Genomic DNA, 20,872 nt, shown 5'->3' with positions numbered 1-20,872 from the left:
AGGCACACTCCGTGTGCCGTAACCGAAAACGGCGGACGCAGAAAGTATCGTGGTAACGAGAAACAGCGGACGGCACACGCAGTATGTCTGCTATTTTGGCTGGGGCTCGCCCGACGAGAGCGCCGGCTTCGCGCTCTCGACAGGTCGGCAGACGACGCGGATGCCGTGTTTCGGCCGGAGCGTCACGGTGGCCCAGGGGACGATCCGCTGTCCCGGCACGAGTTCGAAGCGAAATCTCTGCGCCATCGTGGCCAGGATCAGCACCGCTTCGAGCATCGCGAACGAATTGCCGACACACAGCCGCGGCCCGCCGCCGAAAGGAAAATACGCGAATTTTGGAATCCGCTTGCCCAACCCGTCGGCCCAGCGCTCGGGCCGGAATTCGAGTGGCGAATCGAAATAACGCGGATCGTGGTGCAGCACCCATTGGCTCATCAGAAACGTCGTTCCTTCCGGCACGTCGAAGCCGCCGATCTCGCAGGGCCGGATCGACCGCCGGCCCACCGCGTAGACCGGCGGATAGACGCGCATCGACTCGGTGATGACCTGTTCGGTGTACACAAGCCGCGGCACGTCGGCGGCGGTCGGCGAGCGGCCGTTCAGCACCGTTTGCAATTCCGCCTGCAAGCGGGCCTCGACTTCCGGATGCTGCGCCAACAGCAAACCCGTCCAAGACATGGCGTTGGCGGTCGTCTCGTGCCCGGCGAGGAACAGCGTCATCACTTCGTCGCGCAACTGCCGGTTGGTCATCGCGCCTCGACCGCCGGGCTGTTCCGCGCCGGCGTCGCGGGCTTGCATCAGACCGGTCAGCAGGTCGTCGCCATCGAGCGGGCCGCGGCGGCGGCGGTCGATGATCCCGTAAATTACACGGTCCAATTTGCGAATCTGGTGCTTGACCCGCCAGTTCCAGAGCGTCGGCATCCAGAGCGGAATCTTGACGATCCCCTCAAAACGGTAAACGAAATCGCGCATCAGCAATTCGAGCGCGTGCGCGACGCAATGGAACTCGCTCCCGCTCACGTCGGCGTCCAAAAGTGCCTTGGCGGTAATGCCGAGCGTCAGGTGCATCATCTCGGCGTGCAGGTCGCGCTCGTCGCCGGCTTGCCACTCGGCCAGCATCCGTTCCGTGAGCGAGACCATCGTGCCCGCGTAGGTCTCGATAAGCGATCTCTGAAAGGCGGGCTGAATCAGCCGCCGCTGCCGCAGCCAAAACTCGCCGTCGCTGGTGACCAAGCCCTCACCGAGCACCGGGCGAAGCAAGCTCAGCACGAAATGCTTGACGAAATTCCGTTGCTGCATGGCGAGCACCTGCTCGATCATCGCCGGATCGCTGAGCAGCACGACCGGCCGCGAGCCGATATGAAATCGGGCCAGATCGCCATAATCGCGGGCGCAGCGCGTAAAAAACGCCAGCTTGTCGCGGCGAAACTCGATCAGATTGCCAACCACCGGCCGCCCCTTAGGCCCCGGCGGATTGAAAGGCTTCAATCCGTGGCGCGCCTCAACGATTTGCATCCCGCGCCTCGAACTTAACCTTTCCCCCGACGATCACGATCTCGGCCCGTCCGCGCAATTGCCAGCCGGCGAACGGCGTGTTGACGCTTTTCGAGCGGAATTTGTCGGGATCAACGTGCCAGCGGGCGTCGGGGTCGATGATCGTGACGTCGGCGTCGGCGCCGATGGCGAGAGTGCCCTTGTTGATTCCGAGAATGCGAGCCGGGTTGATCGTCATCTTGGCCAGGGCCGCGGGCCAGTCGAGATGTCCCGGCTCGATCAGCTTGGTGACAACCAGCCCGAGCGCCGTTTCCAGCCCGACGATGCCGAACGGGGCTTGATCCAGCTCGCGCATCTTTTTCTCGCGGGCGTGCGGGGCGTGGTCGGTGGCGATGCAGTCGATCGTGCCGTCCGCCAGACCGGCGATGCAGGTTTCCACGTCGCGGCGGGCGCGGAGCGGCGGGCTCATCTTGAAATTCGAATCGAACGTGCGCAGCGATTCGTCGGTGAGCGAGAAATGGTGAGGGCAGACTTCGGTCGTGATGCGAATCCCGCGCGACTTCGCCCGGCGAATCAGCTCGACGCTGCCGGCGCTCGAGACGTGCATGATGTGGATTCGGCCGCCGGTGAAATCTGCCAAGGCGATGTCGCGGGCCGTCATCGCGTCTTCGGCGGCCGCCGGCATGCCGGCCAAACCGAGCACGAGCGACACCAGCCCCTCGTGCATCACGCCCCCTTGGGTCAGCTCGCGGACCTCGGCATGGTTCAGCACGGGCTTGTCGAACATCCGGCAGTATTCGAACGCCCGGCGCATCAATTCCGAATCGTAAACCGGCGCGCCGTCGTCGCTGAAGGCTACCGCCCCGGCCCGCACGAGCTGCCCGATCTCTGCCAATTCCTTCCCTTCGCGCCCCTTGCTGACGCAAGCGACGACGAACACGTTGCAATTATCGGCCCGGGCGGCCTGATGAAGGATGAACTCGACGGTCCCCTGTGTGTCGATCGGCGGCTCGGTGTTCGGGATGCAGGCGATGCTCGTAAACCCGCCGGCGAGCGCCGCGGCAGTGCCCGTGGCGATCGTCTCATCCTCCTCGCGCCCCGGTTCGCGGAGATGGACGTGCATGTCGATCAGGCCGGGCGAAACGATCTTGCCCGCGGCGTCGATGATCGCATCCTGCCCGTTCGGCGGCACGTCGTAGCCAGCGATCCGCCCGTCGCGAATTAGCAGGTTCGTGACCCGATTCATCTTCTGGCTCGGATCAATGACTCGGCCGTCTTTGATGAGGATTGATGGCATCACTTGCCTCGTTCCTCAGCCAACACCGATTCCAACCCGCGCGCGATGAGCCGGGCACGCGATATTCTCAATTTTTTTGCGAGACGGTTGGCCTTTTCCAACAACTGCTTCTCCAAACTCACTGAAATCACTTGAACCCCTTTGCCAATCACGGGACGCCCGCGTTTGCGCTTCACACTTTCCCAAATGGCGCGACCGGCGGCGTCGAGCGGTTTGAACCCTACGGGAACCCCGCCTTCGTCAAACTCCGTCGTGGCCTCGGCCAATTCCTTGGCGTTCATTTCGGTGTAGGGTTTCGCGCGAATTGCCGCTTTTTTGATCATTTTCCACGACGAAATCGCCGTTTCTCCTTTCTTTTATCCATCGAACGGGCATGAATCACGAACACCGCCTTGTCCTCATCGATAACAAAAACGACTTGGACCGGGCGCCCGCCGCGTCCGCGACCTCGAACCAGCCACTTGTCTTCATCTTTTCGCAACGGATATGGGCGCTTTGCGTTTCGAACCACGGTCTCGGCTTCAATCGGATCAACGCCGTGCTCGGCGATGTGTTCGATGTTCCATTCGTTCCAGCGAAATTCCATTGAGGCTCGGCTCGAATGGCGATTTAATTATATAACAAAATACCTTTCCGGCAATGGCAATTGATTAGCCAGCGACGCGAAGTCACTCTGTCGCCCCGGTCACAAGCCAGAGCACGGCCATGCGGACGGCTAGGCCGTTGGCCACTTGCTCGAGGATCAGCGAATGCGGGCCGTCGGCCACGTCCGGGGTGATCTCTACGCCGCGATTGATCGGCCCCGGCGCCATGACCAACAAGTCGCTCTTCGCCCGCGCGAGCCGCTCGCGGTTCATGGCGTAGAGCAACGCATATTCGCGCACTGAAGGGAATGGCCGAGTGTATTGCCGCTCGAATTGTATCCGCAGCAAATTGAGCACGTCGCAGCGAGGGAGAATCTCGTCGAGCGAATGCGAGACCGCGACGCCAAGTTCTTCCCAGCGGCGTGAGACGAGCGTCGCCGGGCCGCATACGATCACATGAGCGCCGAGCTTCTTCAAACCCCAGATGTTCGATCTCGCCGTGCGGCTGTGAGCGATGTCGCCGACCAAGGCGACCGTCAGCCCGTCGATGTGTCCGCGGCGCTGACGAATCGAAAGGATGTCGAGCAGTCCTTGCGTCGGATGTTCGTGCGGGCCGTCGCCGGCGTTGATCACCGAGCAGCCGAGATTCTGGGCGAGCAGTTGCGGCGTGCCGGGCGTTTGATGGCGGACGACGACGACATCGACCCCCATTGCTTCGATGTTCCGTCCCGTGTCGATGAACGTTTCTCCCTTAGACAAGCTGGAGCCGGAGGCGGAGAAATCGACCGTATCGCCGCCCAGCCGCCGGGCGGCGAGCGAGAAGCTGGTGCGGGTGCGGGTCGAGTTCTCGAAAAACAGGTTGGCGATCGTCTTGCCGGCCAGCAGCGGCAATTTCTGCTGGCAGCCGGCCGTGGCCTCCTTAAGCATCACGGCCGTATCGAGGACGACGTTGATCTCCTCGGCCGAAAGGCTTTCGACGTCCAATAGATGCCGGCGAGTCCAAGCCTCCGGGATCGCGCCGATTTCAAACGTGTCGATGCTCATAACGATGGCATTGGCGGGGCGTTGGTGCGTAAATTGATTCTAGCATTGCTGCTAGCTGCTGCAAAGCATCGATGGAGCGCACAGAATACACTGATCCACCGAGCTGTACTGCATTTTCAGTTGCTCGCGGCTACAATCTTCTTGGCAGTTCTGTCCTCGTTCAAGGAGCGATTTCGTGCGCATTCAATTAACCGCCGCGTTCGTTTGCGCACTGCTATTTGCTGAGGGCACGGGTAATGCAGTCGAACCGGTCGCTAGTTCGACGAGCAAATCGCTCGATGCCAACAAACGTGCGGAAAAGCGATCACAACTGCTGCCTGAGGATATGGCCAAAGCATGGCAACAGGCAGGAGCTGAGGTCGGTTGGATGAGCTTAGATGACTATGGAACATTGCACTATTACCAGGATCCAGCGGGAGTTGATGGCGAAATTCCGGCGTTTCAGTTTCGTGAGTGGAAACCTGCCATCGTGAGCCGCCTGCCGCAACCAATGCGAGCATTTGGATTAAATCTCCACGGCACTCGGATGAACGACGAGGCATTGAAGGAACTAGCCGGAATGACGGGTCTCAACACGTTAATCCTGAGCAGCACGGGCGTGACCGATTCGGGACTGAAGGAATTGGCTCAGTCGAGGAGTCTCCAAATTCTGATCGTCAGTGACGCGCATTTGACGACCGCGGGGCTCAAGGAGCTTGCGAGATTGAAAAGCCTGAAGGTGCTCAACCTCGGTGCCGCGACAGTGGTAGATACCGATCTGAGTGAGTTGGCTGCGCTCAAAGGCCTCCAAACACTGAACCTCGGCTTCACGCTAACTTCGGACGCAGGGCTGAAGGAACTGGCTGGACTGCAAAGCCTCCAGACGCTGGATCTCAGCTACACGAACGTGACGGACGCGGGATTGAAGGAACTGGCCGGACTGAAGCGCCTCCGAGTTCTGAGCCTCTTATATACGAAGGTGACGGGCACAGGGCTAAAGCAGTTGGCCGGGCTGCACAACCTCCAATCGCTCGATCTCTACGGTTCGCAAGCGACCGATGCTGGGCTGGACGGTCTGGCCGAGATTACGAGTCTCCAGACGCTGGTTCTAGCCAGCACGAAAGTGACCGATGGAGGATTGAAGAAGCTTGCATCGCTAAAGAGCCTTAGTACCATCTATCTTGCTGACACCAAACTTACCGATGCGGGGCTGAAGGGACTCGCTGGGTTGAAGAGGCTCCGGACATTGGTCGTCAGTGAAACGGAAGTGACCGACGCGGGGTTGAAGGAACTCTCCGGGTTGACGAACCTTCAGACGCTGAACCTTAGCTGGACGCAGGTATCGGGCGAGGGGCTCAAAGAATTGGCCGATTTGAAAGACCTCCAGTCGCTCGACCTCTTGGGCACGCAGGTCAACGACCTAGGATTAGAGCAACTCGCCCGGGTAAAGAGCCTCCAGACCTTGAACCTGAGACTCACACAGGTTACTGATGAGGGTCTGAAAGACCTCGCCGCATTGACGAACCTTCAAACGCTGAACCTCAGAGCTACTCAAGTGACGGACCAGGGAATGAAGGAACTGGTTGGATTAAAGGATCTCCAGACACTGGATTTGACCAGCACGAAGGTTACGGAAGCGGGTCTGAAGGAACTTCGACATAAGTTAGTAAACTGCCAAATTCTCCACTAGCGGCGCGGACGCGGCCACAAAGAGCGGACACCGTCCACCGGGAGTCCGTGGCGTGTCTGGGATTCGACAACGTCGATTGAATTGGCGATTGAGTTCCGTCTTGGCGGCCGTCATTCGCGCCGTCGAAGTCCGCGTGATTTCAAGCGCCGAGGCCGTCGGTTCCAAGTGCTAGCACGCATGGTATTGCGGTGGTGGGTGGTTTTTCGTACCATTCGCCCCCTCTTCTCGCAGTCCAATTCTTGGCTCGGTATTCATCGCCATGCGCACGAGGCGATCAATCCTAGTGGAGTTTCCAAGCTGTTTTGATACTTTGGGTGCCATGCCCACGGCTCGGCGTGGGCATGGACTGTGTCGGCGCATGGCCACCCAGAGCAGTGGCCATGGCACCCGTCAAATCAGATTTGTAGCTCCACTAGCGACTTATTGGCTTTTCGCCGCGCTCTCGGCAACTATCGCGCCTTGCGGCGGCTGCGCAAGCCCGTTCGTGTCGGCCACTACCGGCTTCGTCGATCTGGAGCCGGCGAAGCCAAGCAAAGCGAAGGATGCGAACTCGAAGGCTGGGCAAGCTGTCGCCGCGAAATCGGGCGATTTGGCGGGCGCCGCCGGGTTCATGCCCGCGACTCCAGGCGATTTTGCGCCAGGACTAACATCATCGGACCCCGCCGCACACGCGGGTTCAGGATTCCCGCCGATCGGTTCGGATCACGGCGGCGCCACCGACCGCGACTTGACCGCACTGGCCGTCGAGATGCAATCGCTCGGCACACTTAGTTCGGCCGACCAACAGGCGCTGTTGGATGACTTGAAGCAAGCCGATCCGAGTATGTGGCCGCAGCTTGTCCGACAGTTTCGGGCGGCAATTGCGTACAGGAAAGAGAGGGGCCAGAGGCCGGAGGCCGGAGGCCAGGGAGCAGAGCTAGCGGCTGCGGCGGTTTCGGAAGTATCTGAAACCGATGTGGCCCCGATAGTGCGAACAGCGCCGGCCGCGGAGCCGGCTTCGCGTGCGGTTGCACGCAAATCGGCGAACAGTAATCCCGAAAAGGTTGTCACCGCGTCGGGCGAGGCTTTGCCAGGCGAGCCGCCATTGCGACCGGCGCTCAAGGCCCGCGATCACAACTCCGGCGATCAAGTGGCCGGCGGCAAATCGAATTCGACGGCAGCGGAAAAATCGGCTGCAAAGCAAGCGGCGGATTCGCCAGCACACTCAGAGGGCTGGCAGCTTCAATTGACCAAGGCGATCCTTGCCATGGAAGGGCAATCGGCCGGTTCGTCGTCCGCTACGGCGGAGGTCGCGCGCCAGTTGCAATTGCGGCTGCTCTATCTCACTGCCGGGCGGCGCGACGATGCCCTTCGGCCCGTTGCCGGCTTGTCCACCGGACAGCAGGAGTTTTGGACCAAAGAGATTTACGGACTCGTCACCTATCTCGATGAAGAGAAAGTAACCGATCCCGAGCGGCGGGCGACTGAGGCAGCGCTTCACTTGCGCGACGCCGCCGCGCGGATTGGCGAGCTGGCCACGCCGGTCGTCCGCAATCTGGCTTTCTGCAAGGAAGTGACCAGCTTCGGCGTTTACAAGAAATTCGCCAAATACGAATTCAAGGCCGGCGACGAGGCCCTGCTCTACTGCGAAATTGAGAACCTCAAGGCCGAATCGACTGACAAGGGGTATCACACGTCGGTTAAGAGCAGCTACCAGATACTCGACGGCCGCGGCGAGCGAATCGCCGAGCAAGAATTCCCGGAGAGTGAGGACCTCTGCGCGAGCCAACGCCGCGATTTCTTCATCCCCTATTTCATCTGGATCCCCAGGCGGATCAACGACGGGACCTACACGCTCCAACTGACAGTCGAAGACACGCAGACCAAAAAGGTCGGCCAGTCGTCGATACAGTTCAAGATCGGGGCTGGGGGCTAGACGACAGGGGCTGGGGGCTAGGGACTCGGGACTCGGGGGACGCGCAAGCGGAAGTAGCGCATAATGACGGCGTTCGACGTTGTCGAAATGCGTTCGCCGTAGGCGGACCGCTTCCCGAGCCACGAGTCCCCAGCCCCGAGCCCCCATGTACGACGCTATCGTCATCGGCGCGGGCGGGGTCGGCAGTGCCGCGATGTTTCATCTGGCGCTGCGCGGGGCGCGCGTGCTGGGCCTCGATCGATTCCCGCCGAGGCACGATCGGGGCAGCTCGCACGGCCGCACGCGGATCATTCGCCAGGCGTATTACGAGCATCCCGATTATGTGCCGCTGCTGTTGCGCGCGTACCAGCTTTGGGAGGAACTGGGCAAACGGCGGGGCCGGCCACTGTATCACGAGACCGGTTTGCTCCAGGTCGGCCCGCCGGACGGGGTGGTGCTGGCCGGCGTTCGCCAAAGCGCGCGGAAGCACGAACTCGAAGTCGAAGAATTGACCGCGCGCGAGATTGCCGAACGTTTTCCAGGCTTTCGGACAAACGACGATTGGGCCGGTCTGTGTGAACGGCGTGCTGGCTATTTGGAAGTCGAGGCCTGCGTCGTCGCACATATCCTAGAGGCGATCAATCTCGGCGCGGAGCTGCGCGGCGGCGTTGAGGTTCATGGCTGGACTGCTGGTCGCGACGCGATCGAAATCTCAACAAGTGCCGGAAGTTTTATGACCGCGCGGCTGGTTGTCTCGGCCGGTCCCTGGGCACCGCAACTGCTCCGCGAACTGTCGATTCCATTAGTCGTCCGCCGGAAGCCGCAGTATTGGTATCCCGCGGACGCCGTCTATCAGGCCGATCGCGGCTGCCCGGCCTTTTTGTTCGACTTGCCCGAGGGAATCTTCTACGGCGTGCCGCAGATCGACGATTTTGGCCTCAAAGTGGCTGAGCACACCGGCGGCCAGACCGTCGCCAATCCGCTCGAAGTGAGCCGCGATTTGGATCGGGCTGATCAGGAGCGCGTCGAGCGGTTTCTCACGGCTCACTTGCCAGGTGTGCAACGCCCCTGTTTGCACCATTCCGTTTGCATGTACACGCTCACGCCCGATGAGCATTTCATCGTCGATCGCCATCCGAGTGACCCGCGGATCGCCTTTGCCGCGGGCTTGTCGGGGCACGGCTTCAAATTCACGTGCGTTCTTGGCCAAGCGCTGGCGGATTTGGCGCTCGATGGCCGTAGCGATTTGCCCATCGGCTTCCTCTCGCTCGACCGTCCGGGCCTACGCTAATAGCGGCAGTGCATCGTTCGTCCAACTGGTGCGTCTGCGGCGGCCTTAGCGCACCCATTACCGACTCGGCTGCGGCGAGGATGGATACGGCGCCGGAACGTAAACCGGACTCGGTGCATACCCGGGAGGCGGATATTGCCCCTGGGGGGAAAACTGGTTCGGCGGAGCGTATGGGTTTTGCGGCGCGAGCGGAGCGGGCGCCGGCGAGGGGACCGGCTCGCTCGGGGCGGGCAACGTGCCGGGGGGGAGTGCGTTTGGCGGCGCGCTGTAATTCGGTGGGATCGTTGTCGCCGGCGGCGGAGTGACGCGGATTTGGGCGTTCGCCGCCGCGCCGAGCCGCCCGTTTTGACGCAGCGCTTCGGCCCGAGCGACAAGCTGGTCTGGGGGCACTTGAACTGCCGGCTGCATCTGATACGTCACCACGCGCTCATCGCGGATGTGACCGGGCACCAGGTTCTCCGTGACGAAATCGACAGGGAAGTATTGATACCAAGGGGCGGGAATCGGCTGGTTGATGACGGCCGTCTCATAGCCGTCTTTCACCAGGCGAATCTTGCGAGTGCCATAGTAAGTGAAATCGACGGCGACGGGGGTCGTGCCGATCTCATAATCGTCCACGTAAAGCTGCGCTCCGGGTGGGTTGGAGCGCACCGTCAATCGTCGCTCGACACAGCCGCTTTGCACCGCCAGCAGCGACATGAGCACCACTGCCAACGCCCAGCGGAGGAAGCGATGTGCTGCACGGCCGAGTGGCACTGGCCAGGGTCGGTGTGGCACTGGCCAGCGGGGCGCCCTCTGGGCCCGGCCAGTGCCGGCGCACGACTCAGCTTGGATCCCGTACCGAGTCTGGAAACGGCGCTTGAACACTCGGAGCACCCAATGCCTGCGAAAAAGGGGAGACCGGTCCAGATCTGGCAAAGATGAGCGGATTTGCGGCGGAAGTATAGTCGTAGCGATTATGCCGGGCCAGATCGAATCGGCCGCGATCCACTCGCTGCTAGCACCTATTCCCGGCCGTTTCACGGAGCTAAAATGCTAAGTTTGGGGAGCCCGCCGCCTTTCCGGAAGCGGAGCAATACCGCCCGCCCCGGCCATGTCCGTAAAGGTCGAGAATGGAACAGACGCTGAACTGGAGCGACTGTCTCGCGCACGTCGAGATGACCGACGTCGGGATGCGGAGGGCGAATAACCAAGACTCCTTCGCCGTGTTGATGGCGAGCGACGTCGATAGCTGGCGGCGAAAGGGGCACGTGTTCGTGGTCGCCGATGGCATGGGCGCGCACGCCGCGGGCGAATTGGCCAGCAAGATGGCCGCCGACGGCATTCCCCACAACTATTACAAGCTTCGCGATGATCCGCCGCCGGACGCCATCAGCAAAAGCATCCACGAAGTCAACGACCAGATTCACCGCCGCGGCCAAGCCAACGCCGAGTTCCACGGCATGGGGACTACGGCGAGCGTGCTCTTGATTTTGCCGCAGGGGGCACTCGTGGCACACGTCGGCGATAGCCGCGTGTATCGCGTTCGCGGCGGACGGATCGAGCAGCTTACGTTCGACCACAGTCTGGTCTGGGAAATGGCCGCCAGCGGGCAGGTGCCGAGGGATGCCGCGCCGAATCTCGTTCCCAAAAACATCATCACCCGTTCGCTCGGACCGCATAAGGAAGTCAAAGTCGATCTCGAAGGGCCGTACCCGCTCGAAGTCGGCGATACGTTTCTACTCTGCAGCGACGGGCTGACCGGCCAGGTCAAGGACGAAGAGATCGGCGCGGTGTTGAGCGCGCTTTCGCCCGCTGAGGCGGGGCAGGTGCTGATCGATCTGGCGAACCTCCGCGGCGGCCCAGACAACATCACCGCGCTGATCGTGCGCGTCACCGGAGCGGCGATCACGGCCTCGGGCGGTTCGCCGCAGGAGCCGCTGGCGCTGGGGACTAATTCGGCCGCGAACAGTCCGCCGCCACCCAACTCGAAGTATTGGATGGGCGCGATCGCGGCAATTCTCGCGTCGATTTTTTTGCCACAGTTTAGCTGGGGCGTCATACCGGCAATCGTTTGCCTGGTTCTCGGCGTCGGGCTGATAACCTTCGCCATTCTTCAGCGGATGACACCGCCCGACGAAACGAAATACCTGACTCCTGGCGCTCGCTTGGGCCGCGGGCCTCACGCCACTATTGACTGCGCTCCGAACGAAGCGATTGTGGGCAACCTGTCGCAACTGCTCGATCAGCTTCGCGAGGCGGCCGGCGACGGCCAATGGGACGTCGATTGGACCAAGTTCGATGGCTATGCGCAACAGGGTCGAGCGGCCGTTCAGCGCCGCGACTTTTCCGGCGCGATCCGCGAATACGTTCACGCTCTGCGGTTCATGATGAACCAACTCCGCACGCAAGGCCGCAGCCACGGCAGCGACGCGGCGCCAGATGACGTATTGGGATAGGGTCCGCGTTTCGCTATTGCGCGGCCGAGTGGGATCCGTGATCCGATCCGGTTATGTTCATCCCCAGCGGGAGCGGCCGGGCGGCCGTCGCGAAGCCAAGCCGGTACAGCTCTTCGCGAATCGTGCGGAAATCCGCGAAGCCGTCGGGATAGACCCAGATCGTCGCGGTGCTTTGCGAGGGATCGTGTTCGGCTAGCCGGCGGCGAAATTCGGAGGTCGGCCGCAAGGCGTCGCTCAGCGTTTCGCCCGGCTCGCCCGCCACGGGGACGATCTGTATCTCGCGGAACCCCAATTCCACCCGCCCCGTCCCGGCCGATTTGATCGCCACCGCGTATAGCATCTCGAAGCCGGCGTATGGGCCGATCGATTGCTCGTGCTCGGTCAGCGCGGTGGGAGACCTAGTCTCGGCCAATTCCTTTTGAATGCTTGATTTCGCCTCGTCGAGCAACTCCTCCAAGGGCACATACGCAATCCGGCCCTGCGACAGCCGGAAATGCACCTCTTTGCCGAATACGGTTCGGCTGATCGGCGTCAGGTAGTGCTTCATTTCGACCGGCGGCGGTCGGTCGTTTTCCGCCCGGACCACTTCCTGCTGGTTCTCCGCGAGTTGTCGCTGCAAAGCGGCGAGCTGTTGCTGCAGATCGAAGTCGGTCCGCGAGCCAGACTCAAGATGCGAACGGCGGCCGGCCAACTCGCGCTCGCCGACGGCCAACCGAGCGGCGAGTTGCTCGCGTTCATTCGACCGGGCGGCCAATTCTTGTTCGACCAATGCAACTTGCTGAGCTTCACGGTGAAGGTCGCCTTCGATTTCGACCTCCTTGGATTGCAATGAGGTGAGCGCAGCGTCGGGATCGGCATGAGTGGCCCCGGCGGGCCGTGGCTTTCCGTCGCCCGGATCGACCCACACGTGTTTCACGCGCACGCCGACGATGATCACCAGCACGATCATGATCCCGACCAGATTCGTCACCACGTCGACGAAGGAATCTTGGCCGGAGGTTTCAACCGTTTCGGGAGCTGATCTTCTCATTTGCGCGTCACTTCGAGTCCGCTGTTGGCCATCAGGGCCTGCAACTCGCTGAACCGGCCTTCGCCGCTGGGGCCAAGTTCGAGCACCAGCACCGGCCGCCAATACATCTGCCGGCCCGCGATGCCCCAACCCTTGGTATGCGCCCAAACGCCGGCGACGAGCTTGTCGACCGAGTCCTCCGTGCGCGGCGCGAGCGAAATTGCTTGCGGCTCCGGGTTGCCGTGGTCGGGAAGAATGACCAATTGATCGCCGCGGCATTCGATGTGAATTGGCCGCGATACGGGCACGCTGAGTTTGGCCGATCCCGGCAAGCTCCAATTGCGGCCGCGCTTTTCCGCGAGGCTCTTCGGCTTCTTGGCCGGATCGTCGTCGTCTGGTTTCGGTTTCGGCGGTGTGAAGTGTTGGCTGTCGACGTACTCACCGGGGTGCGGTCCATCCGGCGTCCGGGGTTGCGGGTCGGGGGGCCGCGAATCGGAGTCGCGTCGGTTGTGAAGGTCATCGTTCATCGTGATGCTGACTCCACCGCCCGACATGCCGTCGCCTCCGTCGGCCGAACCGCCGCCATTTCCTGCCGAGCCGCTCCCAGCGCCGCTGCTACCGATACTGCCGTTTGCGCTGCCGCCGATACCCCCGGCAACATGCCCGTCGCCGCCGGTGCCTTCGCTTCCCACCGCGCCGCCGGCGACCTCGCTTCCGCTGGGATTGCCGCCAGCGACATAGCCAGGAGGTGCAATGTTGCCGGCAGGCGCTCCGCTGGCAGCACTGGATCCTGTAAACATACCGCCTTCAGGTCCGCCCTTAAGTGCTCCGCCCGCAGCGCTGGCGCCAGCCGCGCCATTTGCGCCAGGCGAGAGGCTGCCGCTGGGCAAGCCGTTGGCATCGCCACTTCCCGCAAAAGTGCTGCCTTCGGGTCCGCTCTTGAATGCTCCGCCCGCGGTGCCGGTGGCCCCGAAGACGTCGCCGGCTCCGGGCGGGCTACCACCAAATCCGGCGGTAGATGAACTTCCCGATGAATGATATGCGCCGTTGAGTCCGCTAAACGCTGTGGTCGGCGCGCCCGCCGCGCTCGGCTGTTGGCTCGCGGCTAAACGTGGATCGCCGAAGCCACCACCGCCAGAGTTCCCGAATCCCGACGATGGACCTCCGAACGCTGACGTTGGGCCTCCTAATCCTGACCTCGGACCTGCGGCCCCCGATCCCTGGCCCGGTGGCGGCGCGTCGTTCGTGGCTACGCCTCCTTCGCTGTCAGGCGACGCGCCTCCTTCGCGAACGATTCCGCCGCCGGTCACGGATGCGCGATACATGGGGCGCGCGCCGGTTGCCTCTTTCCGTCCGGTGCGCGTATTGGCGAACCAGGCGTAGCGGGCCCGCGCGTCGGCGAGCGCCGTCTGTTCGATCTGAGCCAATTGCGGATTCGGTGGCGGATAGGCAAGCTTGCGATCTTGCTCGATCAACTCGTAGCCGAACTCGGTGGCCCACGAGGCCATGGCCTGCCGCGCGTGATAGAACAGTTCGATCCCATCCGGCCGGACGATCAGCAGCGGATACGGCTCGCCTTGCGGGTGGCCCGCTGCACTGCCGGCGGCCAGATAGTCGCGAATGCCGCGCAAAACCGTCACCAGCGGATTTCCAGGTCCGTCCGGGCCGGCGAAGTCCTCGATCGTGAGCACGACTCCTTCGGGCTGCAACGTAATGCGATCGGGACCGCATTCGATATAAATCGGACGGCGGCGAGTGCCGTTCGGTCCTTCGTATGGGACGATCGCAAACGACGGCTGTGCATTGCGGGCCCGCTCGGCCGCCAGCGCAGCCTGTTCTCTAGCACGCTTGACAGCTTGCTCAAGCTGCGCGATTTGCGATTCCGTCAGATGCAATGCCTCGCCCTTGGCATGTTCGACCTGTTCGAGGTTCGCCGTGGCAGACTGAATTGAATTCCAATCGTCCAACAGTTTGCGGATGCGCTGTTCCTCGGCGCTCAATTGGACGCGCCGGTCAGTCAGGTCGGCTTCGGTTGATTTGCGGGCCGTTTCGAGGTCGGCAATCTTTCCGGAAAGTGCGTCGCGGGCGGCGGCGACCAGGGCTTCGGTCGCGGCCGAAGGCGAAGAGCCGTTGCCTGCCGCGCCGTCGTCGTCGGCGCCCGGCCGGTTGCAGACCACCAATAGCAGCATCATCACCCCCATCGTGCAGATGAGCACCGCAAGGAAGGGGAAGAGCGAGACACCCGGATTGTGCGGCGTCGCGGAACGTCTCATGCCGCCTTTTCCACCCGTTTCGGTTTGGCCAGCGCGATCGGCCGGACGTCGCCGGTTCCTTGGGCGAGCCGAGCGCTCAAGAGCTGCACCGCGGCCCCCAGGGCGACGAGCGTCTCTTCAAAGTTCCGCGAACCTCCCAGTGCCGCGAGATTATGGTTGAGCGCATCTTCCAATCGCGTGACCTGGCCGGTCGCCTCGACCACCTTCAGCAGGATCTCCGCTTGCTTGGCCAATTCGGCCTGCTGTCGCGAAGCGGCTTCGGCGGCCTGCACGAGCGATTGCTGCACTTGCCCCCAATGCCGCTCGTTCTGCGCGGCGTGACTCTGCGCGGCGGCGGCAACGGCCGCGGCATGCGCCTTGAGGGTTTGGTCCAAGGCCCCGGCGAGCGCCGACTCCAATTGCTGGCCACTCGACGCGGCCAATTGGCCGAACTTCGATTCGGCCGCGTCCATCGATTGCCGCCAGATCTCGACCTGTCGCGTGACGAGGCGATCGTTCGATTTCAGCACCGCTTCGACCATCCGCCGGATCGGCCCAAGCTGCGGATCGGTCCCCAGCGTGCTCGATTGAAAGCGGCCTTTCAACTCGGTGTTCGTTCGGGCGTCGACCTCCGTAAGCAATTGCGATTCGAGCCGGTCGACGAAATACTGCACGAACATCAGCGCCATGCAAAGCGACAGGGCCATGCCGGTCGTGTCGAACGCCACCTTCAAGCCGGCCAGCACCTGGGGGAGCGAGGCGTCGTCGAGCTTGCCGTCGCGAAACACCAAGTTCGCAAATGCCCCCGTGATGCCGATCACCGTGCCCAACAGACCCATGATCGGGATCGACCAGATGATCACGCGCACTAGCGCGTAGCCATGCTGGGCGCGAACCGCATCGAGATCGGAGAGATACTTGATCTCAGTGTCCAGCGAATCGGCATTGCCGCTCCGCATGATGTGATCGAGCGCGTCGCGCAAGCGGCGGAGCAAGTAGCCACGCTGCAGATTCGACGGGGCGCGATCGAGTTCGGCCGCCAGCCGGGCTGCGTCGTCCACCGTCTGGCCGCCGAACGGGATCGGTCCGAGCAGCGATCCCGCGGGAACGCGGCGCTGCGCGTGAACTTCAAGTCCTTTCAACACGAGCGCCGCGCTGCCGACGAAGAACACCATCGTCACGACGTGCTCGACGAAATGTCCCGCCGTGAACCGCAGCAGAAACGGGTTCCTGACGACTCCGGATTCAATGCCGCCGTAGTATAGCGCCGAGAGCAGTCCGCCCCAGAAGATAGGCGAACGAAACAGGATAGATAGCCAAGCGTTGAGCTTGTTCACGGTCGTGCTTCCTTGCCGAGAGAATCCCCCTTTTCACTCCCCTCCAAATCGGCCTGATCGTCAAGGTTGATGAGCCCAAAGGCGGGAATTCTTACCACAGCGACAGGAATCGTTGCAACCGGCAAATATTGCCAAAGAGAACCGGCAACGCTGGCCGATATCATTTCGCACGGGAATAATGAGGCGAGCGAAAATCAACCCTGGGGACCGAAACCAATAGCGCCGCACGCTAGCAGCCACGGCGGGCATCCTTCAGCGCATATTCCCAGGGGGGATTACAGTCCGGTGCTGGCCCATTGCGGGCCACCCGGACTGATTTTATTTGGCCCCAGCAAATTCGGGCCTAAAACCGCCGGGGACTGTCCCCCTCTCCGGAGGCGGGTTTGGGATCGAATCGGCTCGTGGCTGGCGAGCAGCGAAAGTGTGCTCCTCACGCTCCGCCGTGAGGAACGCCTCACACGCCGCCACTATCGCCGGGTCGCTAAAGTCTCTGCGTGGTCGATTAAGGCGTGGAGTTTGCATGTTCGATCGACGTCGCGGTATTTGGCCGCGAAGCTTGCGGCGGCTTGGCGGTAGCCGTCGTCGGCGAGCATTGATTGCAATTGGGTCGCAAATTGTTGCGCATTCTTGGGAGACTCGCAGATTCCCGCGCCAAGTTTGGCCACGGCGTGGCCCGTCAACGTCTGTTCGAGATAAAGCGGGATCACGAATACGGGTTTGCGAGCCAGCAGCATTTCCACAGTCGAACTGTGCCCGCCGTTCAGTATTGCGAGATCGCAATCCTCGCGGACCTGCGCGAGATTCAAGGGCTGCTCTTCGAAACGCATATTCGGCGCCTGAAACCGGGCGCAGACTTGACGATTCAGTCCGTCGCCGTGGACGAGAATCGAATGCGGAAGGTTGCCGAACAAACGCAGCAAGTCGGGCAGCGCGACGAAGGGCTTGAGATATGCGAAGATTCTCTTACCGCTGCTCGAAGGCCATTCTGGGCGCTTTGCAGTGCATTCCACTGCGGGCCAAATCCCCACGTAATTGCCGTTGACTCGGTCCGGATAATGATCCAACTCCGGAAGCGTTGCCAGAAAGGTGCTGTCCACACGGTGGAACAACTGGGAAACTCGGTCAAGGAGCAGGCCCGAGAACGTCGCCAAGACGTGGTTCATGTTCGCAAGCACACGCGCCTCGTCGGTCCGGAGTTGGCCGGCATCGGGGTTCATCCAAGGTCGCAAATTCCGGAGCGGAGCTTCATCTACGGGGCAGGCGAAGCCGGTGCAGAGGAGCAGCTTGCGAGCACGACAAGTCTGGGCTGCGAGCATCGCCATCGGGCTGTGATCGAAGACGATCAGATCAGGGGCGACGTGGCGATAAATGAACTGCCAAGCGCCGACGAGTGCAGCCAATTCATCCGGGTCGCCGAAACCGGAGTTATGGAGAATCTGAGCGAACGTGAAAGCAGGTTCGATCGCGTGGCGGGCGTCGTTCTTGTATGGCGCCTGCAAGAACGTAAGGTCATCCGCTGGGAAGAGGTGTTTGGCTCGCGATAAGTCGCGGAGCGCGAGAAATACGCGATGCCCGCGGCGTGCCAATTCCAACGCCAACGGCTGGAGCTTGACGAGATGCCCCATCCCGCCCCCCATTTCCCAAACGAGCAAGATTGTGGCCATACATATCCCGGCGCGGACTTTCAGCTTTCGATCTCCCCCTGGGAGTCGGCGGGCACGAGGGAGCCGTGCCTTGGATTTGTCAGGCGATCCTCTCGTAAGTTCTTAAGCAGCCGTTGAACCGGAACCAGCGGCGACGGCTTGGCAAAGCGTTCGGGACTGGCAGGGCACATATTACAGATCGCCTCGTCCTCGCGGCGCAGAAACGCGACCAGTTCCGCGTCGCTGCACGACGGGTCGAGAGGCTCGTAGGCTAAATACGGATCCCACGCCGAAGAGATTTCCGGATGCGCCTCTTTTTGCAATTGAAGATACGCGATCGTCGAGCACTTCCACAACTTGCCGCGAAAGAGCTGCCGGGCGAAACGGCAGGCGCAATGCTCCCAGCTTGCCCGCGGCGCGTTGTCGTGGAAGGGCGTTACATCCGGGCCAAATCCTTTGTACCGCCGCGTCCATCGCCGGAACGAATCCTCGATGTAAATGCGAAACGGAAAGTTGACTCGCCACTCGTTCAGCAACTTGGAAATCCCAGCGACGTGCTGCAGATACTCCGGCGAGCGATGATGGATCGTCAGACAGAGGATGGCGCCCGTCTCGGACAGGGCGGCAGGCAAGTTCGGATGCTTGTGCAGAAAAAAGCCGTTGGTGATCAATCGAAGCCGCGAGTACGGCCATTTCTCCTTCGCGAGATAGACCATCTCGGTCAGCTTGGGATTGATCGTTGGCTCGCCGCCCAACAAGCAAAAGTCCCCTGGAAGCAGCCGGCAGTGCCACGCCTCCATCCACGCCTCGGCCTCGGCGAGGCTGAGCACTCCCCGATGGCCGCTGTTCGAGAAGTGGCTGCAACTCTCGCAAGTAAGATTGCAAGCGTTGGCCACCTGGATTTCCAGACGGTTTAGCCGAATCACGCATTCACCGCCGATTCAGACGCCGATTTCCCGGAAAGCGAAAGACTTCCGGAACGGGACTGCGATTCGGTTCCTGACACCTTTGTGCCGTTCTGGCGAACCATTTTTCGGACGCCTTCTGATTCAGGCGTCAGTTACTGGAGCTGTCCATACTTCTCTGTCCGGCGGCTCAGTCCCACATTTCCGGACCGTACACCGTCAAACCGGGCTTGGCCTGCATTAATTCACATCGAACCTTCTGGGAAATCTTCGTCTTTCTAAGGTCCAGGAGTTCGAGATTCGGGAGCCGCGCGACAGCGTCAAGCCCCGGACCGCTAACCTCCGTCCCGTAGAGGCTCAGGATCTTCAAAGTCTTCATGCGGGCCAAATACTCCGTTGCGCGATCCGAAATCTTCGTGTACTGAATATTCAACGAAGTCAGCTTCGGAAGTTCACTTAGCTCTTTGACACCTTCATCCCCGACGAGCGTCTCGTTTAATTTCAACCGGTCAAGCTGCTTGAGCGCGGCGATGTGCTTCATACCGGAATCGGACACGCGCGTATCATTGAGTTCGAGAGCGACAAGCTTGTGCAAGTCGTCAAGGAACCTAAGGCACTTGTCGTCGATTACATTGCCACTCAGCGTCAGTTGCCACAAGTTCTTCATCCCCCCGATATAGCGCAGATCTTCCGCGCGCCTCAATGGGGCGCCGCCCATCTGAAGCGTTTCGATGGTCGGCGTGTCAGCGAAGTATTGGAGGCAAGAACCGTCGATGTTCGGCGCGATCAAAAACAAATGCTTAATCTTCTTGCAATCGCGCAGGCATGCGAGGTCGGCGTCTTTCAACTTCGACTGCGATACGTCGAAGCTGACCACGTCATCTTCGCCAGCAAACTCGACGAGCGCACGCCGTTCGATAAGTTGATCAACGCACTGGCCGCATTTACGCGCGCCCCCATTCGTGGCATCGAGCGAGGCATTGCGTCCGCATGCACACAACCCCAAGATCAGAATCGAGACTCCGACGATCGCGAACAGCAGTGCGAGTAATGCGACAACGCCCGCCTTCCGCGTCGACGACGCATTGAGTTTTGTTTTCGTCGCTTGCATATGAACCGGTCCATTGTTGAGCGCGGACTGAGGCCCGCGTATGTGGCAGACAGATTACCAAACGGCTCAGCACGCTGCGGAATTACGTCAAGTGGAACACAAAGAACGAAAGCACTTTACCGTGGGAATTCGCAAAGCCTAATGCCAGTTGAGCACTTGGCTTCTCGCTAATGGCTTTATGACCTTGTTTACCGAGGGAAGCGCCGATCCAGCGGCGTGCCGGGGTTTGCGTAGATCCATGGATAACTTTCGGTAGAATCGCTGGGAGCCCACATCTTATCGCCGTACATCACTTCGGTTTCCGCAGCCCCCACTTCCCGCTGCGCCCCGTCCGCGTACGCGTGAATGACGCGCTGATGCTCTCCGATGTTGCATCCGCCAAGCGTTATGTACAACACCTCGTTAGCGAGTATTTGCCAGAGCGGGTCCTTCGGGTCGATTGGATCGATAAGCCGCTGCAAGATGACGCCATTTGCATGAGCGCTGTGATCACAGATGATCGCGGTCGTTATGTTTACATGCTTATCGGCTTTAATTTTCCTGATCTGGTCGATCGCCTGTTGAAGCGGAGGATATTTGGCGTCACGATGAACCGGGATTGAATAAGTGAATGTTTCTGCGGTCGTTTTGAGTTGTTCCAGGGTCGCGATCGGCGGCTCCTTCGGATGGGCCTTGGCGTGCTGCTTGCGTCCCTCCGGCGTCCACGCGTCGTCCTCAGGGTAGATCCCGACACTGATTGTACCTGTCCCGTATCCGAGTGGCGGCCAGTCGTCCGCTAACCCGCTCGGATCAATGAACTTCGTCGGGCTGTTGCCGACGGGCCGGTAGGGGTTGGAGTCGGGACCGAGGCCGCTGGGATCCTGGCTCATCCAGCGCTGGATTCCGGGATTATACCAGCGGCCGG

General features: G+C 61.4%; 18 protein-coding genes. 6 read left to right on the top strand and 12 right to left on the bottom strand.

Annotation, left to right across the window (positions count from 1 at the left end; all coding sequences use genetic code 11):
- Window positions 1–90 precede the first annotated feature (90 nt).
- The 3 genes from VGY55_15750 to VGY55_15740 are packed head-to-tail and all read right to left on the bottom strand — an operon-like array spanning window position 91 to window position 3,072.
- On the bottom strand, window positions 91–1,515 hold the full coding sequence (locus VGY55_15750) for a cytochrome P450 (protein HEV2971429.1): 1,425 nt from the start codon (window positions 1,513–1,515) through the stop codon (window positions 91–93).
- Complete coding sequence (locus VGY55_15745; protein HEV2971428.1) at window positions 1,502–2,791, bottom strand: dihydroorotase; 1,290 nt, start codon at window positions 2,789–2,791, stop codon at window positions 1,502–1,504. Before VGY55_15745 ends, VGY55_15750 begins: the two co-directional genes overlap by 14 nt.
- A complete protein-coding gene (locus VGY55_15740; GenBank protein ID HEV2971427.1) occupies window positions 2,791–3,072 on the bottom strand; it encodes a hypothetical protein in 282 nt (93 codons plus the stop codon). Before VGY55_15740 ends, VGY55_15745 begins: the two co-directional genes overlap by 1 nt.
- A gap of 92 nt (window positions 3,073–3,164) precedes the next feature.
- Here VGY55_15740 and VGY55_15735 point away from each other — a divergent pair, with 92 nt between their 5' ends.
- Window positions 3,165–3,380 carry a hypothetical protein gene (locus VGY55_15735; protein ID HEV2971426.1) on the top strand — a complete coding sequence of 72 codons (216 nt, stop codon included), beginning with the start codon at window positions 3,165–3,167 and terminating at the stop codon, window positions 3,378–3,380.
- Between the two features lie 79 nt (window positions 3,381–3,459).
- On the opposite strand, the gene VGY55_15730 is transcribed toward VGY55_15735, so the two are convergent.
- Window positions 3,460–4,419 carry an aspartate carbamoyltransferase catalytic subunit gene (locus VGY55_15730; protein HEV2971425.1) on the bottom strand — a complete coding sequence of 320 codons (960 nt, stop codon included), beginning with the start codon at window positions 4,417–4,419 and terminating at the stop codon, window positions 3,460–3,462.
- A gap of 175 nt (window positions 4,420–4,594) precedes the next feature.
- Here VGY55_15730 and VGY55_15725 point away from each other — a divergent pair, with 175 nt between their 5' ends.
- The 3 genes from VGY55_15725 (at window position 4,595) to solA (ending at window position 9,273) form a co-directional block, all read left to right on the top strand.
- Entirely contained in the window at window positions 4,595–6,088 is a 1,494-nt protein-coding gene (locus VGY55_15725) for a hypothetical protein (protein ID HEV2971424.1), read from the top strand.
- 484 nt (window positions 6,089–6,572) lie between these two features.
- Window positions 6,573–8,003: a hypothetical protein gene (locus VGY55_15720; protein ID HEV2971423.1), complete on the top strand. Its 1,431-nt coding sequence runs from the start codon at window positions 6,573–6,575 to the stop codon at window positions 8,001–8,003.
- A 145-nt stretch (window positions 8,004–8,148) separates the two neighbouring features.
- Complete coding sequence (solA, locus tag VGY55_15715) at window positions 8,149–9,273, top strand: N-methyl-L-tryptophan oxidase (GenBank protein HEV2971422.1); 1,125 nt, start codon at window positions 8,149–8,151, stop codon at window positions 9,271–9,273.
- A 57-nt stretch (window positions 9,274–9,330) separates the two neighbouring features.
- Here solA and VGY55_15710 read toward each other — a convergent pair whose 3' ends face one another.
- A complete protein-coding gene (locus VGY55_15710; protein ID HEV2971421.1) occupies window positions 9,331–10,029 on the bottom strand; it encodes a PEGA domain-containing protein in 699 nt (232 codons plus the stop codon).
- 356 nt (window positions 10,030–10,385) lie between these two features.
- On the opposite strand from VGY55_15710, the gene VGY55_15705 reads away from it, so the two are divergent.
- Window positions 10,386–11,711 carry a PP2C family serine/threonine-protein phosphatase gene (locus VGY55_15705; protein HEV2971420.1) on the top strand — a complete coding sequence of 442 codons (1,326 nt, stop codon included), beginning with the start codon at window positions 10,386–10,388 and terminating at the stop codon, window positions 11,709–11,711.
- Between the two features lie 13 nt (window positions 11,712–11,724).
- Here VGY55_15705 and VGY55_15700 read toward each other — a convergent pair whose 3' ends face one another.
- The 6 genes from VGY55_15700 to VGY55_15675 form a co-directional block, all read right to left on the bottom strand.
- Window positions 11,725–12,741, bottom strand: a complete 1,017-nt coding sequence (locus VGY55_15700; protein ID HEV2971419.1) for a hypothetical protein — start codon at window positions 12,739–12,741, stop codon at window positions 11,725–11,727.
- Window positions 12,738–14,993, bottom strand: a complete 2,256-nt coding sequence (locus tag VGY55_15695; protein ID HEV2971418.1) for a hypothetical protein — start codon at window positions 14,991–14,993, stop codon at window positions 12,738–12,740. Before VGY55_15695 ends, VGY55_15700 begins: the two co-directional genes overlap by 4 nt.
- A complete protein-coding gene (locus tag VGY55_15690; protein HEV2971417.1) occupies window positions 14,990–16,309 on the bottom strand; it encodes a MotA/TolQ/ExbB proton channel family protein in 1,320 nt (439 codons plus the stop codon). Before VGY55_15690 ends, VGY55_15695 begins: the two co-directional genes overlap by 4 nt.
- Before the next feature lie 467 nt (window positions 16,310–16,776).
- Window positions 16,777–17,973 carry a hypothetical protein gene (locus tag VGY55_15685; GenBank protein HEV2971416.1) on the bottom strand — a complete coding sequence of 399 codons (1,197 nt, stop codon included), beginning with the start codon at window positions 17,971–17,973 and terminating at the stop codon, window positions 16,777–16,779.
- A gap of 20 nt (window positions 17,974–17,993) precedes the next feature.
- On the bottom strand, window positions 17,994–18,878 hold the full coding sequence (locus VGY55_15680) for a radical SAM protein (GenBank protein HEV2971415.1): 885 nt from the start codon (window positions 18,876–18,878) through the stop codon (window positions 17,994–17,996).
- A 169-nt stretch (window positions 18,879–19,047) separates the two neighbouring features.
- Window positions 19,048–19,413 (bottom strand): hypothetical protein, encoded by a 366-nt coding sequence (locus VGY55_15675; GenBank protein HEV2971414.1) that lies wholly within the window; start codon window positions 19,411–19,413, stop codon window positions 19,048–19,050.
- A gap of 33 nt (window positions 19,414–19,446) precedes the next feature.
- Between VGY55_15675 and VGY55_15670 the strand changes: the two genes are divergently transcribed.
- Entirely contained in the window at window positions 19,447–19,908 is a 462-nt protein-coding gene (locus VGY55_15670; GenBank protein HEV2971413.1) for a hypothetical protein, read from the top strand.
- Window positions 19,909–20,156: 248 nt separating this feature from the next.
- Here VGY55_15670 and VGY55_15665 read toward each other — a convergent pair.
- Window positions 20,157–20,872 (bottom strand): RHS repeat-associated core domain-containing protein (locus tag VGY55_15665; protein ID HEV2971412.1); only part of this gene is annotated, 716 nt, incomplete at its 5' end.

The sequence above is a fragment of the Pirellulales bacterium genome, from assembly GCA_035939775.1.
GTDB lineage: Bacteria > Planctomycetota > Planctomycetia > Pirellulales > DATAWG01 > DASZFO01.
The sequence above is the reverse complement of the archived record's forward strand: the minus strand, read 5'-3'. Positions and strand labels throughout refer to the sequence as shown.

Bases quoted from the DNA above. Each gene is read 5' to 3' on its own strand.
- VGY55_15750 (HEV2971429.1), bottom strand. From the start codon at position 1,515: ATGCAAATCGTTGAGGCGCGCCACGGATTGAAGCCTTTCAATCCGCCG.
- VGY55_15745 (HEV2971428.1), bottom strand. From the start codon at position 2,791: ATGCCATCAATCCTCATCAAAGACGGCCGAGTCATTGATCCGAGCCAG.
- VGY55_15740 (HEV2971427.1), bottom strand. From the start codon at position 3,072: ATGAACGCCAAGGAATTGGCCGAGGCCACGACGGAGTTTGACGAAGGC.
- VGY55_15735 (HEV2971426.1), top strand. From the start codon at position 3,165: ATGAATCACGAACACCGCCTTGTCCTCATCGATAACAAAAACGACTTG.
- VGY55_15730 (HEV2971425.1), bottom strand. From the start codon at position 4,419: ATGAGCATCGACACGTTTGAAATCGGCGCGATCCCGGAGGCTTGGACT.
- solA (HEV2971422.1), top strand. From the start codon at position 8,149: ATGTACGACGCTATCGTCATCGGCGCGGGCGGGGTCGGCAGTGCCGCG.
- VGY55_15705 (HEV2971420.1), top strand. From the start codon at position 10,386: ATGGAACAGACGCTGAACTGGAGCGACTGTCTCGCGCACGTCGAGATG.
- VGY55_15700 (HEV2971419.1), bottom strand. From the start codon at position 12,741: ATGAGAAGATCAGCTCCCGAAACGGTTGAAACCTCCGGCCAAGATTCC.
- VGY55_15695 (HEV2971418.1), bottom strand. From the start codon at position 14,993: ATGAGACGTTCCGCGACGCCGCACAATCCGGGTGTCTCGCTCTTCCCC.
- VGY55_15685 (HEV2971416.1), bottom strand. From the start codon at position 17,973: ATGGCCACAATCTTGCTCGTTTGGGAAATGGGGGGCGGGATGGGGCAT.